This is a genomic window from Microbulbifer maximicatervae (SeqCode) (assembly GCF_052467825.1).
In genome coordinates this window covers 3,117,883-3,136,851 of record NZ_CP174327.1, presented here as the reverse complement: position 1 = coordinate 3,136,851, position 18,969 = coordinate 3,117,883, and the positions used below count along the sequence as shown (strand labels likewise).

23 protein-coding genes and 8 tRNA genes are annotated in these 18,969 nt (G+C 54.8%); 8 read left to right on the top strand and 23 right to left on the bottom strand.

Annotated elements, in window-relative coordinates:
- Positions 1 to 5 precede the first annotated feature (5 nt).
- From ACJJII_RS14025 to msrB, 12 genes are all read right to left on the bottom strand, one after another.
- On the bottom strand, positions 6 to 779 hold the full coding sequence (locus tag ACJJII_RS14025) for an ABC transporter permease (protein WP_444916623.1): 774 nt from the start codon (positions 777 to 779) through the stop codon (positions 6 to 8).
- The gene (locus ACJJII_RS14020) at positions 776 to 1,711 is read right to left on the bottom strand and encodes an ABC transporter ATP-binding protein (protein WP_413665083.1); all 936 of its coding nucleotides are present in this window, start codon (positions 1,709 to 1,711) and stop codon (positions 776 to 778) included. The genes ACJJII_RS14025 and ACJJII_RS14020 overlap by 4 nt, the downstream gene beginning before the upstream one ends.
- A gap of 202 nt (positions 1,712 to 1,913) precedes the next feature.
- A tRNA-Gly gene (locus ACJJII_RS14015) sits at positions 1,914 to 1,989 on the bottom strand.
- A gap of 33 nt (positions 1,990 to 2,022) precedes the next feature.
- Positions 2,023 to 2,098: transfer RNA gene (locus ACJJII_RS14010), tRNA-Glu, on the bottom strand.
- A gap of 118 nt (positions 2,099 to 2,216) precedes the next feature.
- Positions 2,217 to 2,292 (bottom strand) — tRNA-Gly (locus ACJJII_RS14005).
- Between the two features lie 33 nt (positions 2,293 to 2,325).
- Positions 2,326 to 2,401 (bottom strand) — tRNA-Glu (locus ACJJII_RS14000).
- Positions 2,402 to 2,519: 118 nt separating this feature from the next.
- Positions 2,520 to 2,595 (bottom strand) — tRNA-Gly (locus ACJJII_RS13995).
- 33 nt (positions 2,596 to 2,628) lie between these two features.
- Positions 2,629 to 2,704: transfer RNA gene (locus ACJJII_RS13990), tRNA-Glu, on the bottom strand.
- 118 nt (positions 2,705 to 2,822) lie between these two features.
- Positions 2,823 to 2,898 (bottom strand) — tRNA-Gly (locus ACJJII_RS13985).
- A gap of 1 nt (position 2,899) precedes the next feature.
- Positions 2,900 to 2,975, bottom strand: a tRNA-Glu gene (locus tag ACJJII_RS13980).
- Positions 2,976 to 3,134: 159 nt separating this feature from the next.
- Positions 3,135 to 3,911: a DUF1499 domain-containing protein gene (locus tag ACJJII_RS13975; protein WP_282933544.1), complete on the bottom strand. Its 777-nt coding sequence runs from the start codon at positions 3,909 to 3,911 to the stop codon at positions 3,135 to 3,137.
- On the bottom strand, positions 3,908 to 4,324 hold the full coding sequence (gene msrB, locus ACJJII_RS13970) for a peptide-methionine (R)-S-oxide reductase MsrB (protein ID WP_413665066.1): 417 nt from the start codon (positions 4,322 to 4,324) through the stop codon (positions 3,908 to 3,910). Before msrB ends, ACJJII_RS13975 begins: the two co-directional genes overlap by 4 nt.
- Positions 4,325 to 4,510: 186 nt before the next feature.
- Between msrB and ACJJII_RS13965 the strand changes: the two genes are divergently transcribed.
- Entirely contained in the window at positions 4,511 to 5,725 is a 1,215-nt protein-coding gene (locus ACJJII_RS13965) for a pyridoxal phosphate-dependent aminotransferase (protein WP_108732567.1), read from the top strand.
- Positions 5,725 to 6,126 (top strand): hypothetical protein, encoded by a 402-nt coding sequence (locus ACJJII_RS13960; RefSeq protein WP_444896621.1) that lies wholly within the window; start codon positions 5,725 to 5,727, stop codon positions 6,124 to 6,126. Before ACJJII_RS13965 ends, ACJJII_RS13960 begins: the two co-directional genes overlap by 1 nt.
- A 34-nt stretch (positions 6,127 to 6,160) precedes the next feature.
- Here ACJJII_RS13960 and ACJJII_RS13955 read toward each other — a convergent pair whose 3' ends face one another.
- Genes ACJJII_RS13955 through ACJJII_RS13935 form a run of 5 tightly spaced genes read right to left on the bottom strand, consistent with a single transcriptional unit; the run spans position 6,161 to position 10,840 of the window.
- Entirely contained in the window at positions 6,161 to 7,102 is a 942-nt protein-coding gene (locus ACJJII_RS13955) for a class I SAM-dependent methyltransferase (protein WP_444916622.1), read from the bottom strand.
- Between the two features lie 3 nt (positions 7,103 to 7,105).
- Positions 7,106 to 8,257, bottom strand: a complete 1,152-nt coding sequence (locus tag ACJJII_RS13950; protein ID WP_444916621.1) for an ATP-NAD kinase family protein — start codon at positions 8,255 to 8,257, stop codon at positions 7,106 to 7,108.
- Positions 8,248 to 9,369, bottom strand: coding sequence for a 4-phosphoerythronate dehydrogenase (locus ACJJII_RS13945; RefSeq protein ID WP_444916620.1), 1,122 nt, complete (start codon positions 9,367 to 9,369; stop codon positions 8,248 to 8,250). The genes ACJJII_RS13950 and ACJJII_RS13945 overlap by 10 nt, the downstream gene beginning before the upstream one ends.
- Entirely contained in the window at positions 9,366 to 10,259 is an 894-nt protein-coding gene (locus ACJJII_RS13940; protein WP_444916619.1) for a 5'-3' exonuclease, read from the bottom strand. The genes ACJJII_RS13945 and ACJJII_RS13940 overlap by 4 nt, the downstream gene beginning before the upstream one ends.
- Positions 10,256 to 10,840 (bottom strand): elongation factor P hydroxylase, encoded by a 585-nt coding sequence (locus ACJJII_RS13935; protein ID WP_413665060.1) that lies wholly within the window; start codon positions 10,838 to 10,840, stop codon positions 10,256 to 10,258. The genes ACJJII_RS13940 and ACJJII_RS13935 overlap by 4 nt, the downstream gene beginning before the upstream one ends.
- A gap of 293 nt (positions 10,841 to 11,133) precedes the next feature.
- Here ACJJII_RS13935 and ACJJII_RS13930 point away from each other — a divergent pair, with 293 nt between their 5' ends.
- Positions 11,134 to 11,820, top strand: coding sequence for a hypothetical protein (locus tag ACJJII_RS13930; protein ID WP_444905848.1), 687 nt, complete (start codon positions 11,134 to 11,136; stop codon positions 11,818 to 11,820).
- A gap of 75 nt (positions 11,821 to 11,895) precedes the next feature.
- On the opposite strand, the gene tusA is transcribed toward ACJJII_RS13930, so the two are convergent.
- Positions 11,896 to 12,126 carry a sulfurtransferase TusA gene (tusA, locus tag ACJJII_RS13925; RefSeq protein WP_282933554.1) on the bottom strand — a complete coding sequence of 77 codons (231 nt, stop codon included), beginning with the start codon at positions 12,124 to 12,126 and terminating at the stop codon, positions 11,896 to 11,898.
- A 118-nt stretch (positions 12,127 to 12,244) separates the two neighbouring features.
- Here tusA and ACJJII_RS13920 point away from each other — a divergent pair, with 118 nt between their 5' ends.
- Positions 12,245 to 12,532 (top strand): antibiotic biosynthesis monooxygenase family protein, encoded by a 288-nt coding sequence (locus tag ACJJII_RS13920; protein WP_413665059.1) that lies wholly within the window; start codon positions 12,245 to 12,247, stop codon positions 12,530 to 12,532.
- Here the strand turns inward: ACJJII_RS13920 and ACJJII_RS13915 are convergent.
- The 4 genes from ACJJII_RS13915 to ACJJII_RS13900 form a co-directional block, all read right to left on the bottom strand.
- The gene (locus tag ACJJII_RS13915; protein ID WP_444916618.1) at positions 12,507 to 13,145 is read right to left on the bottom strand and encodes an alpha/beta family hydrolase; all 639 of its coding nucleotides are present in this window, start codon (positions 13,143 to 13,145) and stop codon (positions 12,507 to 12,509) included. The two genes, ACJJII_RS13920 and ACJJII_RS13915, sit on opposite strands and share 26 nt — an antisense overlap.
- Entirely contained in the window at positions 13,138 to 13,362 is a 225-nt protein-coding gene (locus ACJJII_RS13910) for a YheU family protein (RefSeq protein WP_444916617.1), read from the bottom strand. Before ACJJII_RS13910 ends, ACJJII_RS13915 begins: the two co-directional genes overlap by 8 nt.
- Positions 13,363 to 13,424: 62 nt before the next feature.
- On the bottom strand, positions 13,425 to 14,237 hold the full coding sequence (locus ACJJII_RS13905) for a class I SAM-dependent methyltransferase (protein WP_444896614.1): 813 nt from the start codon (positions 14,235 to 14,237) through the stop codon (positions 13,425 to 13,427).
- Positions 14,238 to 14,253: 16 nt separating this feature from the next.
- Entirely contained in the window at positions 14,254 to 14,598 is a 345-nt protein-coding gene (locus tag ACJJII_RS13900) for an MTH1187 family thiamine-binding protein (RefSeq protein WP_444916616.1), read from the bottom strand.
- Between the two features lie 92 nt (positions 14,599 to 14,690).
- On the opposite strand from ACJJII_RS13900, the gene ACJJII_RS13895 reads away from it, so the two are divergent.
- From ACJJII_RS13895 to mnmC, 4 genes are all read left to right on the top strand, one after another.
- Positions 14,691 to 15,221, top strand: a complete 531-nt coding sequence (locus tag ACJJII_RS13895; protein WP_282933559.1) for a glycine cleavage system transcriptional repressor — start codon at positions 14,691 to 14,693, stop codon at positions 15,219 to 15,221.
- An 82-nt stretch (positions 15,222 to 15,303) separates the two neighbouring features.
- Entirely contained in the window at positions 15,304 to 15,777 is a 474-nt protein-coding gene (gene trmL, locus ACJJII_RS13890) for a tRNA (uridine(34)/cytosine(34)/5-carboxymethylaminomethyluridine(34)-2'-O)-methyltransferase TrmL (protein WP_108732553.1), read from the top strand.
- Between the two features lie 14 nt (positions 15,778 to 15,791).
- The gene (gene fldB / locus ACJJII_RS13885) at positions 15,792 to 16,331 is read left to right on the top strand and encodes a flavodoxin FldB (protein ID WP_444916615.1); all 540 of its coding nucleotides are present in this window, start codon (positions 15,792 to 15,794) and stop codon (positions 16,329 to 16,331) included.
- A 13-nt stretch (positions 16,332 to 16,344) separates the two neighbouring features.
- Positions 16,345 to 18,333: a bifunctional tRNA (5-methylaminomethyl-2-thiouridine)(34)-methyltransferase MnmC2/FAD-dependent 5-carboxymethylaminomethyl-2-thiouridine(34) oxidoreductase MnmC1 gene (gene mnmC, locus ACJJII_RS13880; protein ID WP_444916614.1), complete on the top strand. Its 1,989-nt coding sequence runs from the start codon at positions 16,345 to 16,347 to the stop codon at positions 18,331 to 18,333.
- On the opposite strand, the gene ACJJII_RS13875 is transcribed toward mnmC, so the two are convergent.
- Positions 18,326 to 18,961 (bottom strand): DUF502 domain-containing protein, encoded by a 636-nt coding sequence (locus ACJJII_RS13875; RefSeq protein WP_108732551.1) that lies wholly within the window; start codon positions 18,959 to 18,961, stop codon positions 18,326 to 18,328. The two genes, mnmC and ACJJII_RS13875, sit on opposite strands and share 8 nt — an antisense overlap.
- Positions 18,962 to 18,969: the final 8 nt, after the last annotated feature.

The following is an 18,969-nucleotide window of genomic DNA, read 5'->3' as shown; positions in this document are numbered from 1 at the left end:
ATTTCTCAATGTCTCAGTCGCTTACCGTGGCTCATCAGATAAATGGCCCAGGATGCCAAAAGCGCAATAAATACCAGGACGCCAAAAAATGCCCCGACAACATTAATATCGGAAACACCCAAAATGCCGTAACGGAAGGAGTTCACCATATAAAGAACTGGGTTCAATTTCGACAACCCCTGCCAGAAAGGCGACAGCAGGTCGATAGAGTAAAACACGCCTCCCAAGTATGTGAGGGGAGTTAATACAAAGGTCGGAATAATAGAGATAGCATCAAAACTATTGGCAAAAATAGCATTGATAAACCCGGCCAGGGAAAACAGCACCGCCGTCAAAAATACAATCGCTACCGTGACAAAGACGTGCTCTACCGTCAGCGAGGTAAAAAACATCGCTACGAGAGTCACTATCAACCCCACCATTAATCCCCGTGATACGCCACCGAGAACATAGCCCGCCATAATCACCCAATTCGGCGTTGGCGAGACCAGAAGCTCCTCCACACTGCGCTGAAATTTAGCGCTGTAAAAAGACGAAACTACGTTGGCATAGGAGTTGGTAATCACCGACATCATGATCAAACCCGGTACAACAAACTCGATATACGGATAGCCCCCCATATCACCAATTCGCCGACCAATCAGGGAGCCAAAGATCACAAAGTACAGTGACATAGTGATTACCGGCGGTACCAGGGTCTGTGGCCATATACGCATAAAGCGCCGGACTTCCCGACGGTAAATAGTGCTGAATGATATCCAGATTAATCTGCCCTTCACTCTTCTAGCCCCGACATTTTTTCTTCCGACAACATGGACAGGAACAATTCCTCCAAGCGATTGGCGCGATTGCGCATACTGGTGACTGTGATGCCCTGCCGCTGTAATGACGCAAATACCTCAGTCAGAGATTGTCCCTTTTCAATAGTGACTTCCAGTGAGTGATTGTCCCGCAAACGCCCTTCATAACCGGACAAGTCCGGGCACTCAGTGAGAAATTCTGCGCAGTCCAGGATAAAGGTTTCCCGGTTCAGGGTTTTCAGCAGTGACTTTATCGAAGTGTTCTCGACAATAGTGCCCTTGTCGATAATCGCTATATTGCGGCAGAGGCTCTCGGCTTCCTCCAGGTAGTGGGTGGTGAGAATAATTGTGGTGCCCTGCTGGTTTATTTTTTCCAGGAAACTCCACATGGAACGCCGCAGCTCTATATCCACACCGGCTGTGGGTTCATCCAGAATCAGTAATTTCGGCTCGTGAATCAGCGCGCGGGCAATCATCAATCTGCGTTTCATACCACCGGAGAGCATTCGCGCCTGGGTAGCGCGCTTATCCCACAGACCCAACTGCTTCAGGTATTTCTCAGTGCGTTCTTCAGCCAGTTTGCGCGGCATACCGTAAAAACCGCCCTGGGTAACGACAATGTCGAACACTTTCTCAAACTGGCTGAAGTTAAATTCTTGTGGCACAACACCTAACAGGCGCTTGGCCGCAGCAAAATCGACGTCGATATCCTCACCAAAAATCGACACTGAACCACCGCTTTTGCGCACCAGGGAACAGATGATACCGATGGTGGTGGACTTCCCCGCCCCATTGGGGCCCAGCAGCGCAAAGAAGTCTCCCGGCTGCACGTCAAAACTGATGCCTTTCAGGGCCTGGAAACCATTGTCGTAGGTTTTCTGTAAGTTATGGATCGATAGCGCAGCGCTCATCTTGCACTCCTATAGTGGGGAGCGTTATTCAACGCGCTTGCCCGAATAATTTCAACCTGAGGGGAGCTAGGGTTTTCATACACGTCACTTGGTGGGATGAACCGGAACTTGCAGGAGTCCCGGGCAAAAGTAACCGTGCAGAAGATAAGAATTACTATATCGGAAAAACAAAAAGCCGCTCGATTGAGCGGCTTTTTATTTTTGGAGCGGGAAACCGGGTTCGAACCGGCGACCTCAACCTTGGCAAGGTTGCGCTCTACCAACTGAGCTATTCCCGCAATTGACCCGGTAGCATTGCTACCGGGTCGTATTGGCATCCCCAAGGGGAGTCGAACCCCTGTTACCGCCGTGAAAGGGCGGTGTCCTAGGCCTCTAGACGATGGGGACAGAAACTTGCACTTCGACCTTTCGATCCGGTGCTGCCATGCTGTCCATGGCAATGCCACTGATTTCTCGGTGGCGTGCTCTCCGAGTTGACTAGAGATCATCTCGCAAAGCAGAAAATTGGAGCGGGAAACCGGGTTCGAACCGGCGACCTCAACCTTGGCAAGGTTGCGCTCTACCAACTGAGCTATTCCCGCAATTGACCCGGTAGCATTGCTACCGGGTCGTATTGGCATCCCCAAGGGGAGTCGAACCCCTGTTACCGCCGTGAAAGGGCGGTGTCCTAGGCCTCTAGACGATGGGGACAGAAACTTGCACTTCGACCTTTCGATCCGGTGCTGCCATGCTGTCCATGGCAATGCCACTGATTTCTCGGTGGCGTGCTCTCCGAGTTGACTAGAGATCATCTCGCAAAGCAGAAAATTGGAGCGGGAAACCGGGTTCGAACCGGCGACCTCAACCTTGGCAAGGTTGCGCTCTACCAACTGAGCTATTCCCGCAATTGACCCGGTAGCATTGCTACCGGGTCGTATTGGCATCCCCAAGGGGAGTCGAACCCCTGTTACCGCCGTGAAAGGGCGGTGTCCTAGGCCTCTAGACGATGGGGACAGAAACTTGCACTTCGATCTTTCGATCCGGCGCTGCCATGCTGTCCATGGCAATGCCACTGATTTCTCGGTGGCGTGCTTTCCGAGTTGACTAGAGATCATCTCGCAAAGCGGAAATTTGGAGCGGGAAACCGGGTTCGAACCGGCGACCTCAACCTTGGCAAGGTTGCGCTCTACCAACTGAGCTATTCCCGCGTGGCATCCCCAAGGGGAGTCGAACCCCTGTTACCGCCGTGAAAGGGCGGTGTCCTAGGCCTCTAGACGATGGGGACCCAGAAACCTTCTGTCGTTTCGCTCCACCTTTGAGTGTAGCCCTGCGTCAGAAGTGGGGCGCATTCTATGGACCACCGCTAAACCTGTCAACACTCTTTTTGATTTTTTTTCTTTTGTTGTCAGACACTTACAAAACCCAGCCATTTCTGGAGTGCATTCTAGTACCGCTCTGTGCCAGTTCCCTCGAGCACCAGCGCGTGCAGGTGCAACTCTTCCAGAAATTGGCGGATACGCTTCGCATTGGTACCCAAGTCACTGACCCCGACTCGGGAGCTGGAACGCACATCGACTTTGGAGCCACCACCCACGTCAGCGCTGACCCGTACAACGATATCGTCCGTAAAACCGAGGATCGGTGTTTTCGCTACAGCCTCCAGGTGGCCCCGCTGAGGCTCATAGGAAACCACTTTCCAGCCCAGGTCTTCGGCCACTTCAGCAGCGATCTCAGTGGTACGAGCTATCGGGAAGTCCACGTGCAACGGCATTATATCGGCATATATATCTGCCTCCCGCTGCAATTCGGCCACCTTCTCTCCACCGTATTCGGCACTGTTATCGCCTTTCTGGCGCAACTTCAATACCTCTTGATACTGGGGGGGGTTGCGGGTATCGGTACTGATGTCGTGAATTCTTGGCACATCGAAGTTGCCCTTGCCTACGGTTACCAGAGGTATTGCCACCGGCAGCAGTCCGAGCAACGCCGCCCACAGAGCATTGCTGCGCACCAACGGCTTGCTCTTGCTCACTCCCCAGACAAAAACAAACAGGCTCAGTAGCGCAATTGCCAAGGCTGCACCGCCAGAAAACACAAATATTTTGAAAACCACAGAGAAGTGCAGCAGCCCGTAACGCAAGGCGGCAGCCGCAAGGACGATCAGCAGTAACAGAATCCACTGCACCCGCAATAACCAATTACTCCAGTGTGATTCCGTCACTCAGTGTCATCCTCCGTTTCATCACTGCCCTGGTCCAGCTTCACCGATAGAGAGTTCACACAGTAGCGAAGTCCCGTATCGGTGGGACCATCGTCGAACACATGACCGAGATGGGCATCGCACTTACTGCAGCGAATCTCTACACGCTGCATACCGTAGCTGCTGTCAGGCAGCTCCTTCACCGCACCTTCATAATGCTCTGCATCAAAGCTGGGCCAACCACACCCGCTCTCAAATTTTGACTGCGAGCCGAATAAAACCTCGCCACAGCAACGACAACGATAGACGCCATCGTCAAAAACATCCCAATATTCGCCGCTAAACGGCGCCTCTGTCCCACCTTCCCGGCAGACCTCAAACTCCTCATCTGTAAGCTTATCCCGCCAGTAGTTCTCATCCATCTGTTTTGACATACTCTAGTGTTTCCGTAATCAATTGGGGTTTCCGGTCAGGCGTCACTTTGTGGCAATGCCTATGTGTATCGGTTCCCGGTTTCCCGCAGGAGTGGTACCTACCGCTGGTGGACATTACCCGGTTTTCGCGCACTGAACTCGCGGCCCTGGGCCGCTCCTGCTCTGCAATAGAGCTTCCAGGTCACCATGAAGGACATCAATAAATCAGAAAAACTGCACGGCGTCTGCTACGAAATTCGCGGCCCCGTGATGGAGCAGGCCCAGCGCATGGAAGAGGAAGGCCACCGCATCCTCAAGCTGAATATTGGCAACCCTGCCCCCTTCGGTTTTAACGCCCCCGACGAGATTATCCAAGACGTCATTCACAATCTCTCTGAGGCACAGGGCTACGTCGAGTCCAAAGGGCTCTTCGCTGCGCGTAAGGCCATTATGCAAGAGTGCCAGACCCTGGGTATCCCGGGTGTCGAGATTAACGATATTTACCTGGGCAACGGCGTCTCCGAACTGATTTCCATGAGCACCCAGGCCCTTCTCAATAATGGCGACGAAATGCTGTTGCCAATGCCCAACTACCCCCTGTGGATGGCCGCCACCAACCTCACCGGTGCCAAGCCGGTTCTCTATCGCTGCGATGAGGAGTCCGGATGGCTGCCTGATATTGAGGATATCAAAGCAAAAATCACTTCAAAAACCCGCGGCATAGTGGTTATCAATCCCAATAACCCCACTGGCGCCGTTTATCCCCGGGAACTACTGGAGGATATTGTCGAGGTTGCCCGCAGTCACAACCTGGTGATCTTCGCCGATGAGATTTATAGCAAGATTCTCTACGACGATGCGGAATTTACCCCGATGGCCAAACTGGCCCCGGACGTGCTCTGCCTGAGTTTTAACGGCCTGTCCAAGTCCTACCGCCTGGCCGGCTTCCGCTCTGGCTGGATGGTTATCAGCGGCACCAAACACAGGGCCAAGGGCTTTATCCAGGGGATGGAAATACTGGCTTCTATGCGCCTGTGCGGCAATGTACCCGCCATGTTCGCAGTACAAACCGCTCTCGGTGGCTACCAGAGTATTAACGATTTGGTCCTGCCCGGCGGGCGCCTACGCCAACAGCGAGATATGGCCCACCGCATGCTCAATGACATTCCCGGTGTGAGCTGTGTCAAACCTAGCGGTGCTATCTACTTGTTTCCCAAGCTGCACCTGGATCATCATAAGATCGAAAATGACGAGCAGCTGGTGCTGGATTTCCTGCGCCAGGAAAAAATACTACTGGCTCAAGGCAGTGCCTTCCATTGGGATGCACCGGACCACTTGCGCATTGTCTTCCTGCCCCGTGCCGACGACTTATCGCATGCGATGGAACGCCTGGGCGACTTTTTGGAGCGATATTCCTGCTGATGCTGGACGATTTACATATTCACGATTTTTACCGGGATGCCGGCAGGGTACTGCTGGCAATGTTTAATCAATTCCCGGTACCGGCAACCGTTTACGTGGAAGATATTTCCGGCCCCGACTCACCGGATGAGTACGGGCTGCACTCCCCCCGCCATTTAGCCTGCCTGGGGTCCATGACCTGGCTAAAGCAGAGTGGCTATATCAGCTTTTCCCAGCTGGTGCGCCAGGAGGCGATGGAGGATGCGGTATTAACCCACAAGGGTTTCCTGCTAATGATTAATGCCGGAGCTGAGTCCGGGCAGAGCAACGCCCAGTTGCTCAACAGCGCTGTGCGCGAGGGATCATCAGGCCAGTTGCAGGCGCTGATGGAGCGCTTGATGCGGGAGTTTGCCGCGCTGTAAGGGGTTCCTTAATGCGCGGCATTGACAATCGTCATTACCGGGATTGGCGACGATATTTAACGTGCAACATTTTTAGGGCAGCATCCGGGTCCCGATCAGGGAAATCCGGGTTCTGCTCCAAGCGCGCTACAACTTCATAACCGCTGTCAGATCCGAGGATTAACTCCCTAAACTGGGCTTCGCTGTGCCGTGGCGAGTTGATCACCATCAGCAGATCCGCCTCAGCGGCGAGACAAGCGGGCAGCTGCCTCAGCAACTTTTCATAATTCTGGCTGACATCGAAGCGACCTTTTTGTCGTGTCGGCGGATCGACAATGCCCAGGTCAAAGGGGCCGCGACGATCGAAGCGCTTGAATTGACGCAGCGCATCGAATTGCAGGAACTGAACCCCTTTGAGCGACAGCCCATTAACCTCGTGATTTTCCCGTCCGCGATTTAAAACACCGCGATTGACATCCACATTTACAATATCGATATCACCTGCCGCTCGCGCGACCGCAGAAAAGGCACAGGTGAAAGCGAAAAGGTTGAGCATTTTTGCCGACGTCTGCCCAGCTCTTGCACGCACCTGCTCTTCAAGCCAGGCCCTGCCCGGCTCAATGTCCAGGAAGAAACCCACATTTTGTCGATCAAACGTGAGGGGGAATTTAAGGTCTCCACGCTGCGCGACCGGGTCTGTTACCGGCTCACCAAAGTGCCACTGTAAAGGTGCCCCAGGGAGATAGCGTCGCTGCGCAGCGACCCCCTGATAACCTCGCGCCTCGGCCATTTGCCAGAGTTTTTCACACAGCTCTACTTCACCTTCATATTCTTCAAAAAAAGTCACTAACAAAGCGGGGAAAAAGCTGTCGACGCAGACCTGCTCCAAGCCCTCATAGCAGCGACCCCGGCCGTGAAAAAAACGGCGGCTGTCGCCAACATTTTGCCCTAATTTATTTTCTACCTGCTCCAGCAGCAACTGCCAATCTGCACTCATCGCTTATTGAATATCCCCGTTACTCAGTGGATAAAGAATGGCATCCCGGTAGCCGGTAACCACTCGAATAAAACCACTCCACCGTTTATCAAGCTTGGGGTTACCGCTATCGATTAATAGCGGGCGCCCATGCAATTCCGTAATTTTTGTTTTAGTCGCAACCACGATTAAATTATCGCGCCCAACGCGCCGCAGTACATTGGCCGACAATTGTTGGTTACCCCGGCCAATTAAATGACCCTGGCCACCAATGGCGGTGAGAATGATTTTTACCGGCCCGCTGTGATCGGCGATGGCCTGTTCAATTTGCGGCGCACTGACATCCAGCTGCAACAACTGGCCATCCAGTAATAAATCCACCCCCAACAGTGTTCCCTCACAGCCCAACTCACTGAGGATTGCCAATGTAGTAGAGCCTGGGCCAACGACATACAGGGTTTGCGGGTCCAGGTCTTCGGTAATCTCTGCGGCGATATCCACAACCGCCAGCTCTTCCACTTCGCGGCCGGCATTTTTTACCGCCTGTAAAAACTGACCTTCTTGGGGCACCAGCAATTCGCCGTAGTAACGCGTGGTTACCCGCCCACTTCGGAATGACTGTTCATCAATATCCCGCACTTCACGCTCAGCGAGGTCCACCAGCTGCCCCGCCATCAGACGGCGCAATACCTCGCCACCCGCTTTAGGGGAAATCGCAAAACAGGCGGAGTGCATTTTCACTCCGGCGGGAATACCCAGTACCGGGAAATTATCTCCCAGGGCATTGACGATATTTCTCGCAGTGCCGTCACCGCCAATAAAAACAATGAGGTCTGCACCATTGTTGCGGATAGTGGCTGCTGCACGCTCTGTATCTTCCGGGGAGGATGGCGAGCACTCGGCCACGCCCACTTCACAGACAGAAAAACCGAGTTTACGCGCTGTACTGCCCCCCATATCGCCGGCAAAGCACAGGATTTCCAGCTCATCCTTATAGGGTTTTAACTCCTCAAGGGCCAGCGCCGCACGCTGATTTGCCTGGGGCTCGATACCTGCGTCCAGCGCGCGTTGCACCGTTTCGGCACCATCGCTCCCCTTGAGACCTGCCGGGCCGCCAATGCCAGCCCAGGGGTTAATGATTAAACCAAGCTTTTTTACTTGTTTACTTAACTGCACGCCAACCCCAACACTTCCAGTTGCCGCTTCTCTTCGTCACCCAAATTCTGGGCTGAAGTTTTGCAGTGACTGAACTCCAGGCGCTCGGGGTACTCTTTACGCAGCAAATCAAAAGCCTTCTCCATCGGCACATCACCTACTGCCGCCGCGCGCAGGCGGCGATCGTCCGCGCGGGGGTTGTACATCTGCAACAGTAATTCTTCTGCTGAGTCTCCCGTGATCTCTTTAGATGTAACAGCCGGCTGACATTCCGCAGACATAGGTGCAATACCCAATTCCCGGCACAAGGCCTCGCGAATCATACGGGTGCCAGCCAGCTTCCCATCCAGGCTGTAACCGGCAATATGCGGTGTACCCAGGTCAACATGCTGCAATAATTCAATATCGATATCCGGTTCGTTCTCCCATACGTCCAGTACAGAAGTAAAACGCTTGCCCCGCTGGATTTCCGCCAGCAGTGCCCGGTTATCTACCACCCCACCCCGGCCGGCGCTAATCAAGATGCTGCCATCGCGGAGCTGGCGCAACTGCTCTGCTCCAATCATATGGAAACTGGGGTAGGTGCCGCCCTTAACCAGCGGTGCGTGAAGGCAAACAATATCCTGGCTCAGCACCTTTGCCAGCTCACTCGCATCCGGGTTTTCCGGTAGCCAGGGATCGTAAACTGCGCAGGAAACCCCAAGGGCATGCAAGCGCTGTTGCAATAATCCGCCCACATTGCCGCAGCCCACTATGCCGAAGCTGCGCCCATGCCAGTCAATTTCCAGTGCGGCCAGGGTGCAGAAAACATACTCCACCACGGAGTTGGCATTGCAGCCAGGCGCGGCGCTCCAAAAGATCTCATTGCGTTCCAACCACTGGGTATCCAGGTGATCAGTGCCTATGGTGCAGCTGCCAACAAAGCGCACCCGGGTCCCCTCCAGCAGGCTTTGATCAACCTGGGTGACCGAGCGCACCAACAAAATATCCGCATCAATTAATTGTTCTCGGCTCAAGGTGCGGCCGTGGTAGCGCTCCAGCGTTCCCAGATCACCGAAATACTCCTCCAACGCAGGAATATTCTCATCGGCGACAATTTTTAATCCCGCACTCTGTGCAGCGCTATCCGTCATGTAAGTTCTCCATCAACACCCGCTAAGGTGCGTTCAATCTTCTTGCTCAGGCCGCCGATACCAAATTCCTCCGCCAGGGCACGGGCCAGATAGACATCTACCGGCTGTGGGCGCAAATCTGCCAGCTTTACCCCCAGGGGAACCCGCTCCTCAAGACTGGTCAGGCGCTTGGCGAGGTGCAGCTGCTCTTCGTATTCCTCTATCCGGGCCACCAATCCCTTGGCTCCGCGAATGGGCATTGTGGCAAGGGCATCGAGCTGCTCCAGCAACATTTCTATAGTGTCGAATGTCTCTAACAGGCGTGCCGCTGTCTTTGGGCCAACGCCGGGTATCCCGGGAATATCATCGCTAGTATCTCCCACCAGGGCCAGATAGTCGGGAATCTGTTCCGGGCGCACACCGAACTTTTCCCGTACGCCTTCGCCATCCAGGTGCCGGTCGTTGGCAAAATCCCACAGGGATACAGCACCCCGAGCCAGCAGCTGCCCCAGATCCTTGTCCCGACTCACGACCACTGGGTTATGCCGGTGCAGCTTCCGGGTTAATGTGGCCAGTATGTCATCGGCCTCGTAGCGCTCACTAGAAAAGCTGGCAATACCCAGTACCTCAGCCATTTCCCGACACGCCGCCAGCTGGAAAGCCAGGGCTTCATCGGGCAGTGCGCGACTGCACTTATAGTCTGAGTAAATCTCGTTGCGAAAACAGCTTCCCAATGATTCGTCGAAGGCGCAGGCAATATAGCCCGGTTGTCGCGCCAACATATCCAACAGGAAGTTAGTAAAGCCGTAAACGGCTTCAGTGGAGTAGCCACTGCGACTTTCCCAGTTGGGCGGCAGCGCAAAGTAGTAGCGAAAAATATATACCGATGCGTCTATGAGATAACTATTCAAGAGAGATCCGCCAATTGGTAGCTGCCCCGATCAAAAGGATTGGGACAGCCGAATTCCTTCATCAGGGCTTCGGCGAATGCACAGGCCCGAGGGTTGGGCCGGGTATCACAATAGTCCAGAACTTGCTGCCAGATGGCCTTTTTAAACGGGTCGCTGGCGCCCAATCCATTCTCCAGGTTGTCGGCGCTCACGCGGAACTTGAGTCCGCAAGCCCGTGCAAAGATCCATTCAAGGGCCTGTGGCTTGACCTCTACCTGCTCGAACTCAGCCTGCTGGTCGGCACTGCGACCATCCGGCGCATACCAGTAACCGTAATCCGGCAATTGCCGCCGGGCCTCTCCGGCGACACACCAGTGCGCGACTTCATGCAAAGCGCTGGCGGCATAGTCCAGGGTGAACTCTACCTGGTGGTAGGGTTGACCTTCCCCCCTGGGCCGGTAATAGGGCTCGCAAAAGCCCCCGCGAAGTCGGGTATTGAGCCCATTTGGGTCTGAAAAACAGTGATCGAAGACTCTGACGATACGATCAGCCATTGGCAGTTTCGTAGGAACAGAAGCCATTTCTGCGGTTGCAACAGGCAAGGCGTTCTCCGGGATACCTCAAAGGCGGGGACTATATCAACGCCTGCGCCCCGATCAAAGCGCAGGCGCTTGCGGGGCGCAAAAGGCGCTGGTTGTATTTCGGCAAATCAACATATACCTTTAGGAACAGGGATGCCGCAGAGGGCGTGTCCTTCTAGCGTCTCCCCGAGGAGGGAATTAAAGCAATCAAACACCCTCCTGCCCCAGTCTTCCTTCAGAGGTAGGGCATTTCGCTGTCGCACCTTCATCTGACGTGGAGACGGTATACAACCGGCCCTGCAAGGAGGTGTTCCATGACAGACCACAGCATCAACAATGTGGTTGACCTCTTCACCGGCGAGCCCATCGAAACTTCTGCGGACAGGCGCTTTATTCGTCTTTCGCCGGAGCTAGACGGCTTGGAAATGCTCTACTCCAACAACTCCAGCGGCACAGATCTATATAGCCTGAAAGTTTTATGCTGGGGTCTCAAAGCAAATGGCGAGGTCGTAGGCCTCGTTCCCTGGTTAAACACCATAGTGGCCTGTCCCGACATCAAGGACCCTCTCGACGGACGCTTTGAGGGCTACTATGACCCCGGCATCGAGGAAATCTTCCATCAGCCCCCCATTCACAAGATCGTCGAGCTGGAGACTGCGGCGGAATACTTTGAATACGAGAGCAATAAAGCTGAGGAAGTACTCCAGGAGATCCCCGACACCATCGGCACCCACGCTGTGTTTATGGATGAACAGCGCGAGAACCTGACACTGATTGAGGTCGTCAGCTGGAGGTTGCACGCCGACGGGGATATTCACGGCATGCTAATAGACCACGATATTGTTGAAACCACTCCGGTTTTACCGGGGGATCACTGCCTGTACCCCGCGCAGGAGAGCGAGGGATTCCGGTACTTTTTCCAACACCATATCGCTAACAAAATTAAATCCGAGGACCCCGAAGCCCTGGCCGCTATCGCTGCCCTGGTGACAGCTCCCTAAGGACTGTTGGGTCTTAATATTCAGGAGTGTGCCAGCCCCCGCCAATGGCATGGGGGCTGGAGCAACCGCGACCCGCTATTCCGCTTTTTTAATCCAGTAGACAAATTCGTCATTTTCCTCTGCGTGCTGTACCAGCTCATATCCAAGAAATTGGCAGAACTTGGGCACATCCCGCTGAGTGGAGGGGTCGGTAGCAACCATTTTCAACACTTCACCATCGGCGACATTGCGCACCGCTGAATGCAGCATCATGACGGGTTCCGGGCACAGGAGGCCACGGGCATCTAAGGTGTGATCTGACTTCATAGGTATCATTGTGCGCAATTTTACCGCCGTCGTCATCTCCAGAGGCATGAGGGCCGCGCGGTAATTCCCCTGCGCCCGCACTAAAATCCTCATAGGGCTAACGCAATTCGGGCTGACAATGATCTACGTGTTGATAGAACGGGAAATTGCGGCAGAAATGCAGGGCAGCTATGAAGAGGCCGCCCGCAAAATCCTCACTTGCGCCTACCGCACCGTAGGCTTTATCGAGGGGCAGACCTATATCGAGAAGGGCAATCCCTTGCGGCGCTTTACACTCTCCAAATGGCAATCTGAGCTCCATTGGCAACACTGGTATACCAGCCAGGAGCGCCGCGCACAGATGAATCTACTCAACCCACTGATGGTGCGGGAAGAGCGCATTACTGTCCTGGAGATCGCAGCATAAACTGGGCAGCCAACTCTACTGCGGATTGCCAATGCTGAAGCTGGTTAAAACCGCTGGCGCGACGGGGTTTAAAGTCGTGATCGCCATCTTCCAGCCACTCGACCTCAATGGTGTTCGCCAAACCGTAGCCCTCTACCTCAGCCCGGCTGCCTAATGGGTCCCGATCTCCCTGTATCACCAAGGTCTGGCAGCGAATATCCACCAAGTGCTCGGTACGCAGCTTTTCCGGCTTGCCCTGGGGGTGAAACGGATATCCCAGGCATACGGCACCGGCAATCGCCTTCTGCCCCCAGTATTCATCCGCCAATAGACTCGCCACGCGCCCGCCCATGGACTTACCACCGATAAACAGGGGCAACTCGGGGCCTAACTGGACGATTTGCTCGCGGAAAGACTCTTGCAGCTGGGGCATGGTATTGGGTGGCCGCTTACTTCCCCCGGTGCGCCGCTGCGCCATATAGGGAAACTCAAAACGGACAACTTCCACACCCTGCTCACACAGCCCTTGCGCCAGGAACTGCATAAACTCACTATCCATCGGCGCCCCGGCGCCATGAGCAAACAGAAAGCGCGCACGGGGCTCACTCGGGCTATCGATTAACCATTCAGACATCGGGGGGCAGGTCCTCGGCCAGGACCAGGTTTACGGTTTCTTCACCGGGCTCAAACCAGATCACCACTTGGCCGGATTGCAGCTGGCGACGCAGGCTGGCAACTTTGTCCACCAGTTCCACTTCACGCTCACCGTATTCGGTGCCCTCGCGAGTGGCGTACTCTTCCAGCAAACTTTGCAGGGTATCGGCTTCTAGTTGTTCGAAGGGAATAATCATACAGCGACTAATTCAGGTAGGCTGGGAGCAGCCATAGCCACCCCCAGAATATTGTAAAACGATCAGGACTTGGGTTTGCGGAAGCGCAGGGTCATACGATCGCTCTCGCCGATAGCGAGATACTTTTCACGGTCCTCTTCACCCAAGCGCATTACCGGCGGTAAGGTCCATACGCCTTTGGGGTGGTCAGCAGTGTCTTTGGGGTTCGCATTTACCTCGCTGGCCTCTTCGAATTCAAAGCCCGCCTTTTTAGCCAGGTCGATAACATACTCCTGGGTGACATAACCACTTTTCACCATATCTTCCAGGCTGGTACCTGGCTTGGCACGGTGCTCAACGATCCCCAGAACACCACCGGGCTTCAGCGCGGCAAAAAAGCTGGCAAAAGCTTCATCGGCATAATCGCGATACATCCAGTTGTGCACGTTGCGGAAAGTTACTACGGCATCGGCACTGCCTGCCGGAGCAATCTCGCGACCGGTTTGCGGGGCAAACTCAGTCACAATTACTTTCTTGTAGGCCTTATCATTGGCAGCCAGCTTCGCTTTGAAGTTCTTCAGGGAGCGCTTGAAGTAGTCGGACTCACTATTCTCGGGGAAGTGCGCCGCATATAAGGTCCCTTCCTTGCTCAGGTAGGGCCCCAGAATTTCGGTGTACCAACCGCCACCCGGAGTAATTTCCACTACCGTCATATCCGGCTCGATCCCCATAAACTCCAGGGTCTCCGCTGGATTGCGGTACTGATCGCGGGCGACATAATCCTTGTTGCGATGATCCCCCTTAATGGCAGCAGAGAAATCTGCAGCCTGGGCTGTGCCCGCCAAAGCCAAGGCACCGGCCAGGGCCACCAGGGATTTCTTAAAATTGCTCGTCATAGTTTTTCCTGTGTTGTTATCGTTGGTCCAACTTCGTTTGCACACTGTCGATCTTATCCTGCATAGATTGCTCGCGATCAATACGAGTTCCCAATTTCAGACTGGAACTGATTCGGTCGGCGCCCATTTGATGTACCCGCTCGTGGCACTCTTTAACTGCCGCCATCACCTTATCCCAGTCCCCCTCGATATTGGTACCGTAGGCGTGCAGGCGATAGGAAAGCCCCGCCTCTTCCAGCACCCGCTCACACTCAGCAACGTATTTACTGACGGAAACACCAACGCCGATAGGGATCACACATAAGTCCGCAATCACGTTCATCAACAGTCCCTCGTTAAAGTACTTGGATATTGGTTTCAAAATAACGCTTTTGAGATTGGCCGATAGAGTTATTCGACGAGATCCTATTACAATGTCAGCTCAACGTCTCTCGTGAAGCAAAGGAACCCTATATGCAACAGCATCTCGTTATCTCCATGATCTCTGATGACAAGCCCGGTGTCGTGGAAAAGCTTTCAGCAGTTATCGCAGATAACGGCGGCAACTGGGAAGACAGCCATATGGCCCACTTCGCTGGGAAGTTTGCCGGAATCCTGCGGGTGGCGGTGCCCGCAGATAAAAGTGAGACACTAAAAGAAGCGTTGTCAGCCCTGGCAAACGCAGGCTACAACCTGGTTATTGAAGATGCCATTGCAGTATCCGCCAAACCCCAGCAAACGCTGACGCTGAAACTGGTTGGCAACGACCGTCCCGGCATAGTCCGCGAGATCTCGCGCGCCCTTACCGCCCACCATATCAATATGGAGCACCTGGAAACCACTTACGGCAGCACTCCCTGGAGCGGTGAGCCCCTGTTTAATGCCGAGTGCACCATCAGTGTGGCCGAAGACATAGATCTCGACGGCTTGCGTGACGATCTGGACCAGATTGCCAATGAACTTGGGGTCGAGATCGATTGCGAGGAGATCGCCACCCCCATCTAATTGTGGAATAATCCGCAGCCGTACAGGGCCGGGCACTGCTGTCCGGTCTAGCTAGAAGTCTCTCCAGCGCAAACGCCACCTCATGTTCAAGATTGTTCTATACCAACCTGAAATAGCGCCAAATACCGGCAATATTATTCGACTTTGTGCCAATACCGGAGCAGAGCTGCACCTTATCGAGCCCTTGGGTTTCGATATGGATGACAAACGCCTGCGTCGCGCCGGCCTCGACTACAGCGAGTACAGTCGCGTGGTGCGCCACAAGGACTGGCAGACCTTTATCGATAGCGAACAACCCGCCAGGGTGCTGGCGCTCTCCACCAAGGGAAGCAAAAGCCATACCGCGATCGAATTCCAGGCGGATGACGCCATTGTGTTTGGCCCGGAGACCCGGGGGCTACCCGCAGAGTTCCTGCAAGCAGTAGGGGCCGAAAACACTTTGCGTATCCCCATGCGTGCCGAGAGCCGCAGTATCAACCTGTCCAATGCCGCCGCCATTGTTATCTACGAGGCTTGGCGACAATTGGATTTTAGTGGCGCCGTGTCCCAGCAGTAAGAAGTTCACCTTTTATGCAAAGTTCCCAAGCCCCAATCGGACTCTTTTACGGTTCCAGCACTTGCTATACCGAAATGGCTGCGGAGAAGATCCGCCAGTGTATCGGTCCTCAATGGATTGATATCCACAATATCGCAGAGGCGGATATTGGCCTCGCCGAAGACTACGACTTCCTTTTGTTCGGCATTCCCACCTGGGACTACGGCGAACTGCAAGAGGACTGGGAAAATATCTGGGACGACTTGGCCGCGCTGGACCTGCACGAGAAAAAGGTCGCGCTGTTTGGTCTGGGTGATCAGGAAGGCTACCCCCAGTGGTTCCAGGACGCCTTGGGCTATTTGCATTCGCAGCTCCTCGCCTGCGGAGCCCGTGCAGTGGGCTATTGGTCCGCAGAAGGTTACGAGTTTGAAGAGTCCAAGGGGCTAACTGCCGATGGCAGCCAGTTTGTCGGGCTGGCCCTGGATGAGGAGAACGAATTCGATCTGAGCGAGGAGCGTATCCAGCGCTGGTGCGCCCAAGTAATGCGCGAGTTTGGCTTGCAGGATGGGGGCTAACGGAAGTCTTATTGTGAGCGAACCGGACAAGAAGTACGCAGAAATTGAATGGCGTGAAGACGGCCAACCGCTGTCTCGCGCCTATGACGATATCTATTTTTCCAGCGCCTCCGGCCTGGAGGAAACCCGCTACGTTTTCCTGCAGCAAAATGCCCTGGCTGAACGCTGGCAACAGCTCGCAGAGAACGGCACCTTTACCATTGCCGAGACAGGCTTCGGCACCGGCCTGAACTTTCTCGCCGCTACGGAGCTTTGGCAGAAAACAGCCCCGGAAAGTGCTCGCTTGCACTTTATTTCGGTCGAGAAGTTCCCGCTGCGTCCCAACGACCTGCGCAGGGCACTGGATCTCTGGCCACAACTGGCCCCGTTCGCCCAGCCCTTGATTGATAGCTACCCTCCCCTGCTGGCCGCCGGCATTCACCGGCTGCACTTTGGCCCAGTCAATCTGACCCTGATTATCGGGGAGGCAAGTGAGGCCCTGAACAGCTTGCGCCTGCAAAGGGACAGCGATCACCAGGTAGATGCTTGGTTCCTGGACGGTTTTGCCCCAGCCAAGAACCCGGATATGTGGACACCAGAGCTGTTTAACAACATGGCCGCTCTGAGCAGTCCCAGCGCCACTTTCGCCACCTTTACCTGTGCCGGGCTGGTTAAGCGCGGACTCCGCGATGCCGGTTTTTCCCTGCGCAAGGTTCCCGGCTTTGGGCGCAAAAGAGAGATGCTGTGTGGCACTCTGGAGAGCCCACAAGTGAGCGAAACCAGGGAAACTCCGTGGCACCTGCCTCACCAGGAAAGCAAGCCTCCTAAAACCGTCGCTATTGTCGGCGCGGGAATAGCCAGCGCCACTATTGCCCGGGCACTGGCAGAGCGCGGCATCGATGTTCAGGTATTTGAGCAGGGTGAGGAACCCGGCTCTGGTGGCTCTGGGAATGACCAGGGAATTCTATACGCCAAGTTATCTCCCAAGCCCGGCCCCAACGGAGACTTCAATCTCCACGCTTTGATGTTTGCCCAGCGCTACTATCGCAGCCGCTGCTCTAAAGTGAGCCACTTCAGCGGTCTGCTTCAATTGGCGCAAACTGAGCGGGAACAGCAATTACAGAGTCAGGTTGCCGCCACACTGGCGGAGAGCGATGGGCAGCTATTGGCTGAACCTGTCGATGCTCGAGCGGCCAGCTCCCTGGCAGGCGTCGACCTACCCGTGGGTGGACTGCACTTTCCTCACGCCGGGTGGATTGAACCGCGCAAAGTCTGCGCCACTTTATTACAGCACCCAAATATCAACCTGCACAGCAACAGCTTGGTAAAAGGGTTAGGGCGAGAATCGAGCGGTTGGTCAGTAAAAACAGACCGCAGTGACTTTCAATTTGATGCGGTAGTTCTGTGCGCTGCCAATGATATTCGCCAATTTGCCCCTGCGGCGGCCCTCCCCCTGAAGCCAATTCGCGGGCAGGTGTCCAGAGCAACGGCCACTGAAAACTCTTCGCAGTTACAAATGGCTTTGTGCGGTGAGGGTTATATCACTCCTGCCTATCAAGGGCGTCAGAGCTTTGGGGCCACCTTTAAGCTTAAGGAGACCGCTACTGACCTACGAGTTAGCGAGCACAGCGAGAATCTACAAACCCTGGCAGAGCTACTGCCGCAAATAGCAGATGAGTTCTCACAACAGTCTCTCACTGGCCGAGCGGCTTTGCGCGCAGCGACCCCCGACTACCTACCCTTAGCCGGCCCCTTACCCAACTGGGACTCTATCAACGATACCTATGTCGCACTGCGCAAGAATCGCAAGCAGTACGTTCCCGAGCGGGCTGACTACCAGCAAGGCCTCTATGTAATGGGAGGCTTGGGTTCCCGTGGCTTTACCTACGCACCACTAACAGCCGAGGTACTGACTGCCTGGATGCTCAACGAGCCCCTTCCGGTCAGCGCAACCCTGGCCAAAGCACTGCACCCGGCTCGCTTTGCCATTCGCGATCTGGGTAGAAACCGGGATATCAAGTAGAGGGGACTCCAGTCTCCTTCTTCTCTGAAGACAGCAAGTTGGCACTGCCGGAACCACAGGCGACGATCGTCTTCATCGCCGCCTCAACACTCACGCCGGGCAGTATTTCTACGCACTCTGCCGGTACGTGAAACACAAACCCGGAGGTGGGTACCGGCGCTGTGGGCACATAGACGGTCATATCTCCATTGGGGTGTTGAGAAGTGACAATTGCGGTGACAGTGAGCGGATTATCAATGCCGTGAATGCGGACCTTGGCTACCGGCCCCGCCAGCACACCTTCACCACCGCCACCAATAAACTGGATCACCACATCTTTGATGGTGCTGTAACCCGGCGCCAGGCGTCCCAACCAGTGATCCACATGGCGGTGCAACCAGCTGCCAACACTGGTTTTCACCAACAAACCAATCGCGAAACAACCACCGAGAATCAGGGCTATCACCACGAGCCTGGCAAGGGTATTCTTAAATTCTGTATGCGCCTCAAGCCACACCACAGCGGGAGCTACAAGATCACTAACTTGACCGAACAGCCACTGAAACAGCAGGACAAAGATAGCTATAGGCAGCACCACTGCGAGTCCACCCAGCAGCGTCAAAGTGATAAAAGTTTTAATTCTGGTCATAGGCTATT

Coding starts and splice junctions, on each gene's coding strand:
- ACJJII_RS13915 (WP_444916618.1), bottom strand. CDS start 13,145: ATGTCTGAATGGTTAATCGATAGCCCGAGTGAGCCCCGTGCGCGCTTT.
- ACJJII_RS13910 (WP_444916617.1), bottom strand. CDS start 13,362: ATGATTATTCCCTTCGAACAACTAGAAGCCGATACCCTGCAAAGTTTG.
- ACJJII_RS13875 (WP_108732551.1), bottom strand. CDS start 18,961: ATGACCAGAATTAAAACTTTTATCACTTTGACGCTGCTGGGTGGACTC.
- ACJJII_RS13965 (WP_108732567.1), top strand. CDS start 4,511: ATGAAGGACATCAATAAATCAGAAAAACTGCACGGCGTCTGCTACGAA.
- trmL (WP_108732553.1), top strand. CDS start 15,304: ATGTTCAAGATTGTTCTATACCAACCTGAAATAGCGCCAAATACCGGC.
- ACJJII_RS13955 (WP_444916622.1), bottom strand. CDS start 7,102: ATGAGTGCAGATTGGCAGTTGCTGCTGGAGCAGGTAGAAAATAAATTA.
- tusA (WP_282933554.1), bottom strand. CDS start 12,126: ATGAAGTCAGATCACACCTTAGATGCCCGTGGCCTCCTGTGCCCGGAA.
- ACJJII_RS13895 (WP_282933559.1), top strand. CDS start 14,691: ATGCAACAGCATCTCGTTATCTCCATGATCTCTGATGACAAGCCCGGT.
- ACJJII_RS13920 (WP_413665059.1), top strand. CDS start 12,245: ATGATCTACGTGTTGATAGAACGGGAAATTGCGGCAGAAATGCAGGGC.
- fldB (WP_444916615.1), top strand. CDS start 15,792: ATGCAAAGTTCCCAAGCCCCAATCGGACTCTTTTACGGTTCCAGCACT.
- ACJJII_RS13930 (WP_444905848.1), top strand. CDS start 11,134: ATGACAGACCACAGCATCAACAATGTGGTTGACCTCTTCACCGGCGAG.
- ACJJII_RS13905 (WP_444896614.1), bottom strand. CDS start 14,237: ATGACGAGCAATTTTAAGAAATCCCTGGTGGCCCTGGCCGGTGCCTTG.
- ACJJII_RS13945 (WP_444916620.1), bottom strand. CDS start 9,369: ATGACGGATAGCGCTGCACAGAGTGCGGGATTAAAAATTGTCGCCGAT.
- msrB (WP_413665066.1), bottom strand. CDS start 4,324: ATGTCAAAACAGATGGATGAGAACTACTGGCGGGATAAGCTTACAGAT.
- ACJJII_RS13960 (WP_444896621.1), top strand. CDS start 5,725: ATGCTGGACGATTTACATATTCACGATTTTTACCGGGATGCCGGCAGG.
- ACJJII_RS14020 (WP_413665083.1), bottom strand. CDS start 1,711: ATGAGCGCTGCGCTATCGATCCATAACTTACAGAAAACCTACGACAAT.